This is a genomic window from Spongiimicrobium salis (genome assembly GCF_043678055.1).
Taxonomy (GTDB): Bacteria; Bacteroidota; Bacteroidia; order Flavobacteriales; family Flavobacteriaceae; genus Spongiimicrobium; species Spongiimicrobium salis.
Map to the genome: position 1 here is coordinate 1 of NZ_JBHEQA010000007.1, position 13164 is coordinate 13164.

Here is a 13164-nt window from a genome sequence, read left to right on the forward strand (position 1 = left end):
GGAAGTTAAGCCCGTCTGCGCCGATGGTACTGCTATACCAAGTGGGAGAGTAGGCCGCCGCCTTTCTTCGCCGCGCCCAAGGCGTGGTTCACATAAGCTCCCTTACAGCAATGTAAGGGAGCTTTTTTTATGCATTAAAGTTAGGAATGTACCTGCATAGAAGACATACTTTCTTATATGTAGAATTCCTGTATTGTGCCAATTATGTTAAATTTTTCCCAAAATATACGTTTTTTCTTACCATTCATGTAGTCTTATGTTAATTTTTAAAGAAAAATTAGTACCATTACCCAAAACTACATATTATGAGGGGCAAACTACTGATTATTAGCATTATCTGGATGACTTCTAGCACCATTTTTGGACAATCATGCAATTGTGATGTTACTTTAACAGGGCTAAAAAGTACATCTTTAAACTTAATTTGGGCTTCCCAAGTAAATTATTCTCCAGGAGATACCATCTGTATCCCTGCAGGAAGTTATGCAGGTTTCCGATTTTACGACTTTGAAGGAACGGCAACAGATCCAGTAACATTTATAAATTGTGGCGGCAAAGTAGAGGTAACGGAACAACAATATTCCGGTTTTGCTTTTAAACGCAGTAAGTTTATTCGTTTAACGGGGACCGGAGATGCCAATCACAATTATGGAATACACGTTCTTGCCACCGTAAATGGGGGCTCGGTAGGCGTTGGCGTGGAAGATTTAAGTTCTGATATTGAAATAGATCATCTGGAAATCCAAAATACGGGTTTTGCAGGAATTATGGCCAAAACAGATCCTAAATGTAGCGATCCCAATACATGGAGAAGCAATGGTTTTGTGTTAGATAATTTAAATATTCACCATAATTACATTCATGATACGGGTGCGGAAGGAATCTATGTTGGTTTTACCGGAGGCTATAAAGTGAAATCTAACCGCAAGTGCAATGGAGAATACGTATATGGACATTGGCTGGAGAATGTAACGATCCATAATAACATTTTGGAAGATATAGATTGGGATGGGATACAGTTAAATTTGGTTCGAGCGAATGGAATTATCAGGGATAATGAAATATCCAATTACGGCTTAGACAATGTTTATGCACAGGATTTTGCCATGAGCATAGGAGGAGGAATTTATGAAATCTACAATAACTTTTCGAAGAACGGCCCCGCCCAATTGGGGCAAGGGTACCAACTAATTAGCGTGGAAAGTGGTACTAAGGTGTATAATAATGTGATTATTGAACCAAGCTTACATGGAATGTTAATTCATAACCGACATGAATTCGATGATCCCAATGAAGGTTATTACATTGCCAATAATACCATTATTGAACCAGAAAAATCTGGGATATATTACAATACTGTTATCACATTGACCGAAGATCCCGCAAAAAAATACAATACCCAGGAAACTGTACCAAGTTATTTTGTAAACAATTTAGTCGTAGATCCTGGAAACGATTATGCTTCGGGCAATACGTGGAAAGGGGATCAGGAAAGTTATTTTGATTTCAATAAACGAATTACAAGAGACAGTAGTTTGACACGAATTTATACCAACATCATGACAAGACAAATAGATACTTTAGGGCTTCAGGATGTGTTAAACGATTTGTATCATCCTACAGATGAATATTCGAGTTTGGTCAATGTAGGTTCTGATCTATCTAGCTGGGGCATTCTTATTGATATAAATAATGATTCCCGGCCTTCTATGGGAGCTTTTGATGTAGGTGCCTTTGAATACCAAAGCACCACTACTTCCTTAACAGCACGAATTCCTATTGCGAATGAAGATTATGAGGCAATTTCAGAAGAGGAAACAACTTTATTCTATCCCAATCCAGCATATTCTTCGTTTCGATTGGAAAATAAGGGTTTTGAAGAAGAGGTGAAATTACAAATACTTTCCTCGGAAGGGCGTATTTTGTATGATGGTGTCTATAAAACCGGAAGTCCTTTTAATATTGAAAGTTATAAACCGGGATTATACTTTCTAAAAGTGTTTTCCAAGGGAGCCAATGAGACTCATCGTCTTGTAGTACGATAATTAAAAAAGCCTTTCCGATTAGGGAAAGGCCTTTTTTTCGACTAATTAAATAAATAAAACACACTATATTCTGGGCATGTCCCCTTCTCCTTTGAGGGGAAGGTTGGAACTGCCCATTAAATATGTATCAACATGATGTGCCGCTTGTCTTCCTTCGGAGATGGCCCATACAATCAAAGATTGTCCTCTGCGTTGATCTCCGGCAACAAATACACCCGGAACATTACTCATATAATTTTTGGCTGTTGCTTTGATGTTGGTGCGGGCATCCAATTCGAGACCAAATTGATCTGCAAGGGTGGTTTCCGATCCCGTAAAACCCAAGGCCAATAGGGCCAATTCACATTTCCATTCTTTCTCGGTATTAGGTATTTCCGTTAAGGTGGGACGTTTTCCCGGAACTTTGATCCATTCTACTTCCGCAGTGATCAGTCCGGTTAAATTTCCTTTCCCATCTCCAATAAATTCTTTGGTAGAGATACTGAAGAAACGTTCTGCCCCTTCCTTATGCGAGGAACTTGTACGCAGTCGCATAGGCCAAAAAGGCCAAGGTTGATCCACTGGGCGTTCCACAGTGCCCTTGTTCATAATTTCAAAATTGGAAACGGAAGCCGCCTTTTGACGAATAGAGGTCCCAATGCAATCAGAACCTGTATCACCGCCTCCAATTACTATGACATCCTTATTGGTGGCTTTTATTTCTGTTCCCAAATCTGTAATACCATCAACTCTTTTGTTGTTTTGCTTTAGGAAATCCATTGCCTGGACTACGCCATTTAAATCCGCTCCCTTTATGGGAAGCTTACGACGGATTGTTGCACCTCCACACAATACAATGGCGTCAAAATCCTTTTTTAGATCTTCAGCCAAAAGGTCCACGCCCACGTGTACTCCGGTTTTGAACTGAATTCCTTCTGCTTCCAGTACTTTTAACCTTCTGTCGATCACATGTTTTTCCATCTTAAAATCGGGAATCCCATAGCGTAGCAATCCTCCTATTTTTTCATCACGTTCAAAAACTGTGACCCAGTGTCCCGCTCGGTTCAACTGTTGGGCAGTGGCCAATCCGGCAGGGCCAGAGCCTATTACGGCCACTTTTTTTTCCGTTCTTGATTTGGGAGGGGAAGCAGTGATCCATCCTTTTTTAAAGGCAGTTTCCACAATGTTCTTTTCGATATTCTCTATAGTTACCGGATTTTCATTAATACCCAGTACACAGGCTTCTTCACAAGGTGCAGGACATAATCTCCCTGTAAATTCCGGAAAATTGTTGGTTGCATGTAAAATCTCTGCAGCTTTTTCCCATTTTCCTCTATAGACTGCATCGTTGAAATCAGGAATCAGATTCCCTAGCGGGCAACCACTATGACAAAAGGGAATACCACAATCCATACAGCGCGCTCCTTGATTCTTTAGCTCTTTATCTGCTAAGGAAACAGTAAATTCTTTATAATTTTTAATGCGTTCTTCTACAGCAGTATATGCTTCGTCTTTTCTATCGAATTCTAAAAAACCTGTTGTCTTTCCCATATCTCGATTTATATTGTTTCTAATTCTTCATTTTCCAAACGTATCAGGGCCTGTCGGTATTCCTCTGGGAAAACCTTAACAAAGTTTGGCAGGCAATCTTCCCATTTTTCCAGTATGCGTTGCGCTAAGGGGCTCATGGTAAAATTGTAATGACTGGTAATTAATTCTTTTAATTGCATGATGTCCTTATCCTCTTCGACCGCCAAAAGATTCAAACCTTCTTTACTACAGTTTTTTTCAAAGGTTTTTTTGGGGTCATAAACGTAAGCGATTCCTCCGCTCATTCCAGCACCGAAGTTTCGTCCTACTTCTCCGAGAATAACGGCAACTCCGCCAGTCATATATTCACAACCGTGATCACCGATTCCCTCCACTACGGTTTTGGCCCCGGAATTACGTACACAAAAACGCTCTCCCGCCTTTCCATTAATATAGGCTCTACCGGCAGTTGCTCCATATAAAGTGACATTACCTGTGATAACATTCTCTTCGGGTACGATTGTGGATTTTTCGGGAACTTTAATCACCAATTTGGCTCCCGAAAGCCCTTTTCCTAGATAATCATTGGTGTTTCCATTGACAATCATGGTCAGTCCCCGTGTGGCAAAAGCACCAAAGCTTTGTCCTGCGGAACCCGTGAAATTCAGTTTTAGGGTATTAATGGGCAGCCCTTGCGCTCCATAAACTTTTGATATTTCATTACTAATGATTGCTCCAACTGCTCTATCGGTATTTTTGATGGGGAAATCCAAACTCAATTTTTCTTTTCGAAATAAAGAGGGATTCGCTTTTTTAATGATTTTGAATTCTATGGATTCTTCGATATGATGTTCTTGTCTCTCAGTATTATAGAATTTCGTGCCCTTTGGCACATCTACCTGATGTAAGATGGGCGTTAAATCGATACCGGCCGACTTGTAATGATCGATGGCTTTGTTGCGATCCAACTTCTGTACCTGCCCCACCATTTCGTTGACCGTTCTAAAACCTAATTTGGCCATGATTTCCCGAAGTTCTTGGGCCACGAAATACATATAATTGACCACATGTTCTGGTTTTCCCTTAAACTTTTTCCGTAATTCCGGGTTTTGCGTGGCAATTCCAACAGGGCAGGTGTTTAAATGACAAACGCGCATCATCACGCAGCCTGAGGCCACTAAAGGAGCGGTAGCAAAACCAAATTCTTCAGCACCCAACAAGCAGGCGATAGCTACATCTCTTCCCGTTTTTAATTGCCCATCGCATTCCAACACAATACGGTTTCTAAGGTCATTCATTACCAGCGTCTGTTGCGCTTCCGCAATACCTAATTCCCAAGGGAGTCCGGCATGTTTTAATGAGGTAAGGGGCGATGCTCCAGTACCCCCGTCAAAACCGGAAATTAAGATAACATCGGCTTTGGCCTTGGAGACTCCTGCAGCTACGGTACCTACACCGACTTCGGACACCAGTTTTACATTTACTCTGGCTTCACGATTGGCCGACTTTAAATCGAAAATCAATTGTGAAAGATCTTCAATGGAATAAATATCGTGATGGGGTGGAGGTGAAATCAAGCCAACATAAGGTGTGGAATTCCTTGTTTTTGCGATGGCCGGATTTACCTTGGGGCCAGGTAATTGCCCTCCTTCTCCGGGTTTGGCTCCTTGCGCCATTTTAATCTGTATTTCTTGAGCATTGGTCAAATAGTTGGAAGTAACTCCAAAACGCCCTGAAGCTACTTGTTTAATAGCACTGTTTTTCCAATCTCCGGTGGCGTTTTTATAAAAACGTTCCACATCTTCGCCGCCTTCCCCAGAATTGCTCTTTCCGCCAATACGGTTCATGGCAATGGCTAAGTTTTCATGGGCTTCTTTGCTGATGGAACCATAGGACATGGCACCGGTTTTGAAACGCTTTACGATTTCGGTCCAAGGTTCTACTTCATCGAGAGGAACAGGGTCGTAATTTGAAAATTCGAACAAACCTCGGATGGTCATCAAGTTTTTGGATTGTTCATTGACCATTGCCGAATACTCTTTATACGATTTAGGATCATTGGTGCGAACCGAATGTTGTAGTTTGGCTATGGATAATGGATTGAACATATGTTTTTCTCCATCCCTGCGCCAGCGATATTCCCCGCCTATTTCAACGTCTAGATTGGCAGCAATTTCTTGTTTCTGAAATGTTTTTTGATGGCGTTTGGCAATTTCTTTTTCAATTTCATACAAACCAATGCCTTGAATTCGGGTAGGAGTATTGGGAAAGTATTTGTCTACCACTTTAGTTTGAATCCCAATACATTCGAATAATCGGGAACTTCGATACGAATTTAAAGTGGAGATACCAATCTTATTCATGACCTTGAGGATCCCTTTTCCAATGGCTTTGTTGTAGTTCTTGATGGCTTCTTCAAAAGAATATTCGGTAATATCATTGGCTTCGATCTGCTCGGCAATGATTTCGTTGACCAAATATGGGTTGATTGCGCTGGCGCCAAAGCCAAATAGTAAAGCAAAATGATGTACTTCTCTAGGTTCTGCGGATTCTATGATAATGCTCAATTTGGAACGTTTGCGCAAGCGCTGCAATCCGCTACTGACATAGGAACAGGCCAATAATGCCGGAATTGGGGCTTTCTCTTGATTTACATTTCGATCTGAAAGAATAATAATATTGGTGCCATTGTCCGCAGCTGCAGATGCCTCGCTCAAAATAGCGTCCAAGGCATCTTCCAGACCGTTATGTCCCCTGGAAATATCGTACAGCATTGGAATGGAAAGTACTTTATAATCTGGACTGGCGTCATAGTTCTTTATTTTGTCCAAGTCTTCTTTGGAAATTACAGGATTTTGGATCTTAAGTTTCCTGCAATGCAATTCGGAGAAATCAAAAATATTGTGGTCACTTCCTAGGGTGAGGCTGATATCGGTAATCAATTCTTCGCGTATTCCATCCAAGGGAGGGTTAGTTACTTGAGCGAACAATTGTTTAAAATAATTATAAATCAATTGAGGTCGTTCCGATAGCACTGCTATTGGTGTATCCGCTCCCATGGAACCAATAGGTTCTTTGGCCGTTTTCCCCATAGGAAGAATAATAGTATTGATATCTTCCAAGGTGTACCCAAAAACAGATTTTCTTTTTTCCAATGAAGCTTCATTTAAAAAAAGAGGACAGTCATTGTAGGGAATATCTTTAAGATGTACTAGGTTATTGTCCAGCCACTCCTTATAAGGATATCGTTGTGCAATTTTTTCTTTGATTTCTTCATCATTGACGATGCGACCTTCTTCCATATTTACTAGAAACATCTTGCCTGGCTCCAACCTGCCGTGTAATTCTATATTTTCTGGTTCCAATTCTACCACTCCCGTTTCGGAAGACATCACCACATAACCATCTTTGGTCACCGAGTATCTAGAGGGACGTAACCCATTTCTGTCCAATACGGCCCCAATATAGTTGCCATCGGTAAAAGGAATAGAGGCGGGGCCATCCCATGGCTCCATCATACAAGAATGATATTCGTAAAAAGCGCGTTTTGCTCCGGACATTTCCGTGTTTTTTTCCCAGGCTTCCGGAACCAATATCATCATCACCTCTGGTAGGGATCTGCCGGTCATTAATAGTAATTCAACAACCATATCCATGGTAGCAGAATCTGATTTCCCGGGTAGCACAAGGGGCAGAATATTCTTGATGTCGTCTCCAAACCAATCACTTTTCAGTAATTCCTCTCTGGAGTGCATTCGGGTCACATTTCCTCTCAGGGTATTGATTTCTCCATTGTGACACATATACCTAAATGGTTGGGCCAAGTCCCATGTTGGGAAGGTGTTGGTAGAAAATCGCTGATGGACCAAAGCCAACCTGGTAACCACTCGGGGGTCCATTAAATCTTTATAATATAAGCTAATATCGTTGGGCATTAACAGCCCCTTAAAAATGATGATCTTAGTGGATAAGCTGGGTACATAAAAGAATTGCTGTTCCGAAAGTTTGGATTTTGTAATGGTATGCTCTGTAATTTTTCGGGCAATGAATAGCTTTAAATTAAAATCAAAATAGGATTGGTCTTCTGAACTCTTAGCTACAAATAATTGTTTTACAAAAGGCTCAGTTTCTGCTGCAATTCTACCGGGGACGGCTTTGTTCACTGGAGTATCCCTCCAACCCAATAGGCGGAGTCCTTGTTTTTCAATTTGTTCCTCGAAAATAGAAATACAATACTCCCGTTGATTCTTCTTTTGTGGAAGAAAAACATTACTTACGGCATATTCTCCTGGTTTAGGGAGTTCAAAATTACATTCGGACTGAAAAAAATCGTGTGGAATATCAATTAAAATTCCTGCGCCATCTCCGGTTTTTCCATCTGCACTGACTGCTCCGCGATGTTCCAACTTGTCCAAAATTTCCAATGCCTTATGAATAATATCATTGGATTTCTTTCCTTTCAGGCTGCAAATAAATCCGGCACCACAATTGTCGTGCTCAAATTCCGGTAGATATAATCCCTGTTTTTTCAACTTCATAAATTATGGTATTTCCTCAAAAATATCATATTACATGAAGTATTTTTATGAATTTTATATAAACTCAATAAAAAAGACAACGTTTATAATAAAACATTAAAAAATTCTTATATCTAAATTTTTGCCTGCCCTAAATTAAGATTATGACAATATTGATTTTTAAAAATGCAGTTTTAAGAAAAAAAAAGGGTTGCAATGAATACATTTTGGTTTTTTTTTAACAAATGCCCCTATTTTTGAATCCTAAATTGTTTTTAAACTAATAAAAATAAAAAAGCACCCCTAAAAAAATAGGGGTGCCCTTACTTAGATATTTATTTTAAATCAATCTTTTAAGATACTTCGTGAAATTACAATCTTTTGTATTTCTGATGTGCCTTCGTAAATCTGAGTGATTTTAGCATCGCGCATTAAACGTTCTACATGATAATCTTTTACAAATCCATTTCCACCGTGTATCTGCACGGCCTCAACGGCAGTGTCCATGGCCACCTGTGAGGCATATAGTTTAGCCATAGCCCCCGAAAGATCGTAATTATGACCATTGTCTTTGTCCCAAGCCGCTTTGTATACCAAATGACGGGCTGCTTGGATCTGCGTATGCATATCGGCCAATTTAAAGGCAATGGCTTGGTGATTACTGATCTCCGTACCGAAAGCTTTTCGTTCTTTAGAATATTTTTTTGCCAATTCATAGGCACCGGCAGCAATACCTAAAGCCTGAGCCGCAATACCTATTCTGCCTCCGGATAAGGTTTTCATGGCAAATTTAAATCCAAAACCATCTTCACCGATTCTATTTTCTTTGGGAACTTTAACATCGTTGAATAGTAAAGAGTGTGTATCGCTCCCACGGATACCCAGTTTGTTTTCTTTAGGGCCTATTTCAAAACCTGGAGTTCCTTTTTCAATGATCAATGCATTTATCCCTTTATGGCCTTTTTCAATATCAGTTTGGGCAATGACCAAATAAATTTCAGCGGTATTCCCATTGGTAATCCAGTTTTTTGTTCCATTGACTACATAATGATTTCCCTTGTCCAAGGCTGTTGTTTTTTGTGAAGTTGCGTCACTCCCTGCTTCTGGTTCAGATAGACAGAACGCACCAATAGCTTCACCACTGGCCAAACGGGTCAGGTATTTTTCTTTCTGGGCTTCGGAACCAAAAGTTTCCAACCCCCAACATACCAAAGAATTGTTTACGGAAACTACAACAGAGGCCGAGGCGTCTATTTTGGATAATTCCTCCATGGCAATAACATAAGACTGTGTGTCCAATCCGCTACCCCCGTATTTTGGATCTACCATCATGCCTAAAAACCCTAATTCACCCATTTTTTTCATGGCTTCTGTAGGAAATTCCTGCGCATCATCCCGTTCAATCACTCCGGGAAGCAATTCATTTTGCGCAAAATCCCTAGCGGCTTGCTGGATCATTAATTGTTCTTCTGATAATGTAAAGTCCATAATTTTATACTATTGTTAAAAAATCACTGCAAATATACGTCTATGTTGTCAATTATTTAATATGCAATCCCCTGATTTTAGTAATATTTTACATCTAAAAGACCTCCTTTTTCCCTTGGGAAATATTTTAAAGCCAAAGAAAGGGTAGTTTAAAAGCAATTCAATATTTTTACGTACTCGATTTTTTTGAAAGATAGTACTTCGAGTATGAGAACAACAAACACTAAAAAAGAACTCTAATATGGAAACCATAATCATCATTGTATTCCTGGCGGGCTATTTGGCAATAACCTTGGAACATAACCTTAAAATAGATAAACTGATTCCGGCATTGGCCATGATGGCTATTTTGTGGGCCATTATTGCTTTGGCTCATATGGATGTCTTTGAGGTAAATGCAGAGTTGAGGGAATTGGCACCCACCCATATTGAGGAAATTCTCCTCCATCACCTGGGCAAGACCGCAGAAATCCTGGTGTTCCTTTTGGGAGCCATGACTATTGTGGAAATTATTGATTATTTTGATGGGTTCGCTACAATTAAAGGGTATATTAAAACCAAAAGTAAGCGCAAACTATTATGGTTATTTGCAATATTGGCTTTTATTCTCTCTGCTATTATAGATAACCTAACGGCTACGATCGTATTGATTACCATTCTTCAAAAGGTGATCAGAGATCGGGAAACACGTTTGTGGTTTGCAGGGATGACCATTATTGCGGCCAATGCAGGGGGTGCTTGGTCACCAATCGGAGATGTTACTACCACCATGTTATGGATTGCAGATAAAGTTTCTGCCAGTCAATTGGTGATTCATGTGTTGCTTCCTTCCATCGTTTGTATGGTAATCCCTACCTTGATCGCTTCCAGATTTAAAGTGTTTAGTGGCGAAATCGATGGGGATATGGGAGAAGAAAAACAGAAATCCAAATTTGGTTCCACCATGTTGTACCTTGGTTTAGGGGCTATTGTGTTTGTTCCATTTTTTAAGACATTGACCCATTTGCCTCCCTATGTGGGCATGATGCTTTCTTTGGCCGTTGTAGCTACTTTTGCTGAAATTTATAGCAATTCTAAATTCAGTATCACTGGTTTGGAATTGGAAGGAGATGATAAAACTGGGCATCACAGTCCGGTACACCATTCTTTGTCCAAAATAGAATTGCCCAGTATTCTCTTCTTTTTAGGAATTTTATTGGCCGTAGCGGCTCTGGAATCCTTAGGATATCTCTTTAACTATGCCGGGAGTCTCAATGCAGCTATTCCCAATACAGATATTGTAGTCATGCTCTTTGGGGTAGGTTCTGCTGTTATTGATAATGTTCCTTTGGTAGCTGCAAGTATGGGAATGTTTCCCGAAGGTACAGATGATCCTTTATGGCACTTTATTGCCTATTCTGCAGGTACGGGAGGTAGTATGCTAATTATAGGTTCTGCTGCTGGGGTAGTGGCCATGGGAATGGAGAAAATTGATTTCTTTTGGTACTTCAAAAAAATTGCCTGGTTGGCCTTTGTTGGATTTTTGGCAGGAGCAGCAGTCTTCGTAGTAATGAGAAATTTTGTGTTGCACGGATAATTTAATCCGTAAAATATCGTTATTAAGGCAACTGTAATTAGAGAAAACATATGTTATTTTTTCAAGATCTTGTTGAAGATGCTGAAATAGGGGAAGCTTTATCTGAAGAAAAAACCCTTTCGGTCATCGACTTAATTGTAAATGGTGGGACCGGTAGTGTTATCATTATCACGGTCCTTTTTGTATTGCTCTTTGTGGCGCTATACATCTATTTTGAACGCATTTTTGCCATAAAGGCTGCTTCCAAAATCGATAAAAACTTTATGAATCAAATCCGGGATCATGTGATGAACGGTAAATTGGATGCTGCTAAGATTTTATGTGCGCAGACCGATTCCCCCGTAGCCCGATTGACCGAAAAAGGAGTGTCCAGAATTGGCAAACCTTTGGATGATATCAATACCGCTATTGAAAATGCGGGTACCTTGGAAGTGTATAAACTTGAAAAAAATGTTAGTATTCTTGCTACGGTGGCAGGTGCTGCACCTATGATTGGATTCTTGGGAACCGTAATTGGTATGATTTTGGCATTCCATGAAATGGCAAGTAGCGGAGGACAGGCAGAAATGGGGTCCTTGGCATCAGGAATCTATACGGCGATGACGACAACAGTTGCCGGATTGGTCGTAGGAATCATTGCCTATATTGGCTATAATCACTTGGTGAACCGTACCGATAAGGTGGTGCATAAAATGGAAGCCAATGCAGTAGAGTTTTTAGATTTGTTAAACGAACCGGTATAAGGGTATGAAGCTGAAAGGAAGAAATAAAGTCAGTCCGGATTTTAGTATGTCCTCCATGACAGACATTGTTTTTTTATTGTTGGTCTTCTTTATGTTGACCTCCAATTCGCCCAATGCCCTGGACTTACTATTGCCAAAAGCAAAAGGGAAGTCGACCAATACACAAAATGTTTCCGTAAGCATCAATAAGAATCTGGAATATTTTGTGAACAATCAGAAGATTAACGGAGAGTACATTGAAATTGAATTAAAAAAAGCACTGGAAGGTCAAGAAAAACCTACAATTATCCTTAGAGCAGAAGAGAACGTTGCCATCAAAGAAGCGGTGAATGTAATGGATATTGCCAACAGGAACAATTATAAGGTTATCCTAGCGGTGCGACCCAATTAATGTCAGTATTAGACACGAGACACAAGAAAAAATCCTTTACACTTACTACCATATTGTTAAGTGTTCTTCTTTTATTGCTTTTTTATATCGGACTTACCTATATGGATCCGCCTATAGAAAACGGAATTTCCGTAAATTTCGGTACTACGAACTTTGGAAGCGGACGTGTACAACCTCGAGAAAAAATCCGATCGGAACCTGTGGATAAACCCATTGAACCTGTTGAGGAGCAGAAGGAAACACAAGTGCAAGAGGAAACGCCCCAAGAAACGGTAAAAGAGACGCCTGCTGCGGAAAAGGTACTGACACAGGAAAGCGAAGAATCTATCCGGATTAAACAACAACGGGAAGAAAAAAGAAAAGCAGATGCAGCTGCTAAAAAAGCCAAGGCAGAAGCGGATAGAAAGGCCTTGGAAAAAAAGCGGGCCGAAGAAAAAGCAGAACGAGAACGAGAAGCAAAGAAGAAGGCATTGGACGCTCTTATAGGTGGAGTGAGTAAATCCGATGGTAAAACCACTGGAGGAGAAGGAAATGATTCAAGAGCAGGAGATAAAGGGCAACCCAATGGAGACCCTTATGCCAGTAGTTATTATGGCAGTCCCGGTTCTGGAAGCGGCACTGGAGGCTTTGGCCTTAACGGAAGGTCCTTGGTCAATAAAGGAAAGGTACCCCAAGAATGTAATGAAGAAGGTAGGGTAGTAGTGAAAATTGTTGTAGATAGGAATGGAAAAGTAATCAGTGCCACTCCTGGAGTGAAAGGCACCACCAATAATGACCCTTGTTTGTTGGAGCCTGCGCGTAAAACAGCTTTTTTACATAAATGGAACCTAGACTCCAATGCTCCAAATAAGCAAGTTGGTTTTGTCGTTGTTAATTTTAAATTGGGAGAATAGTT

At 40.3% G+C, this 13164-nt stretch carries 8 protein-coding genes; 5 read left to right on the forward strand and 3 right to left on the reverse strand.

Annotated elements, in window-relative coordinates; translation table 11 throughout:
* Nucleotides 1-305: 305 nt before the first annotated feature.
* On the forward strand, nt 306-2045 hold the full coding sequence (locus ACEXOE_RS21270) for a T9SS type A sorting domain-containing protein (protein WP_394750887.1): 1740 nt from the start codon (nt 306-308) through the stop codon (nt 2043-2045).
* A gap of 63 nt (nt 2046-2108) precedes the next feature.
* Here the strand turns inward: ACEXOE_RS21270 and ACEXOE_RS21275 are convergent, their stop codons facing one another.
* From ACEXOE_RS21275 to ACEXOE_RS21285, 3 genes are all read right to left on the reverse strand, one after another.
* Nucleotides 2109-3575 (reverse strand): glutamate synthase subunit beta, encoded by a 1467-nt coding sequence (locus ACEXOE_RS21275; RefSeq protein ID WP_394750888.1) that lies wholly within the window; start codon nt 3573-3575, stop codon nt 2109-2111.
* Between the two features lie 8 nt (nt 3576-3583).
* The gene (gltB, locus tag ACEXOE_RS21280; RefSeq protein ID WP_394750889.1) at nt 3584-8092 is read right to left on the reverse strand and encodes a glutamate synthase large subunit; all 4509 of its coding nucleotides are present in this window, start codon (nt 8090-8092) and stop codon (nt 3584-3586) included.
* 324 nt (nt 8093-8416) lie between these two features.
* On the reverse strand, nt 8417-9559 hold the full coding sequence (locus ACEXOE_RS21285; RefSeq protein WP_394750890.1) for an acyl-CoA dehydrogenase family protein: 1143 nt from the start codon (nt 9557-9559) through the stop codon (nt 8417-8419).
* 241 nt (nt 9560-9800) lie between these two features.
* On the opposite strand from ACEXOE_RS21285, the gene nhaD reads away from it, so the two are divergent.
* From nhaD to ACEXOE_RS21305, 4 genes are read left to right on the forward strand one after another with little or no spacing between them, the layout of a single operon-like run.
* The gene (gene nhaD / locus ACEXOE_RS21290; RefSeq protein WP_394750891.1) at nt 9801-11135 is read left to right on the forward strand and encodes a sodium:proton antiporter NhaD; all 1335 of its coding nucleotides are present in this window, start codon (nt 9801-9803) and stop codon (nt 11133-11135) included.
* Between the two features lie 50 nt (nt 11136-11185).
* Nucleotides 11186-11878: a MotA/TolQ/ExbB proton channel family protein gene (locus ACEXOE_RS21295; RefSeq protein ID WP_394750892.1), complete on the forward strand. Its 693-nt coding sequence runs from the start codon at nt 11186-11188 to the stop codon at nt 11876-11878.
* Nucleotides 11879-11882: 4 nt separating this feature from the next.
* Nucleotides 11883-12269: an ExbD/TolR family protein gene (locus tag ACEXOE_RS21300; protein WP_394750893.1), complete on the forward strand. Its 387-nt coding sequence runs from the start codon at nt 11883-11885 to the stop codon at nt 12267-12269.
* On the forward strand, nt 12269-13162 hold the full coding sequence (locus tag ACEXOE_RS21305; RefSeq protein ID WP_394750894.1) for an energy transducer TonB: 894 nt from the start codon (nt 12269-12271) through the stop codon (nt 13160-13162). Before ACEXOE_RS21300 ends, ACEXOE_RS21305 begins: the two co-directional genes overlap by 1 nt.
* Nucleotides 13163-13164: the final 2 nt, after the last annotated feature.

Coding starts and splice junctions, on each gene's coding strand:
- ACEXOE_RS21300 (WP_394750893.1), top strand. CDS start 11,883: ATGAAGCTGAAAGGAAGAAATAAAGTCAGTCCGGATTTTAGTATGTCC.
- ACEXOE_RS21270 (WP_394750887.1), top strand. CDS start 306: ATGAGGGGCAAACTACTGATTATTAGCATTATCTGGATGACTTCTAGC.
- gltB (WP_394750889.1), bottom strand. CDS start 8,092: ATGAAGTTGAAAAAACAGGGATTATATCTACCGGAATTTGAGCACGAC.
- ACEXOE_RS21285 (WP_394750890.1), bottom strand. CDS start 9,559: ATGGACTTTACATTATCAGAAGAACAATTAATGATCCAGCAAGCCGCT.
- nhaD (WP_394750891.1), top strand. CDS start 9,801: ATGGAAACCATAATCATCATTGTATTCCTGGCGGGCTATTTGGCAATA.
- ACEXOE_RS21305 (WP_394750894.1), top strand. CDS start 12,269: ATGTCAGTATTAGACACGAGACACAAGAAAAAATCCTTTACACTTACT.
- ACEXOE_RS21295 (WP_394750892.1), top strand. CDS start 11,186: ATGTTATTTTTTCAAGATCTTGTTGAAGATGCTGAAATAGGGGAAGCT.
- ACEXOE_RS21275 (WP_394750888.1), bottom strand. CDS start 3,575: ATGGGAAAGACAACAGGTTTTTTAGAATTCGATAGAAAAGACGAAGCA.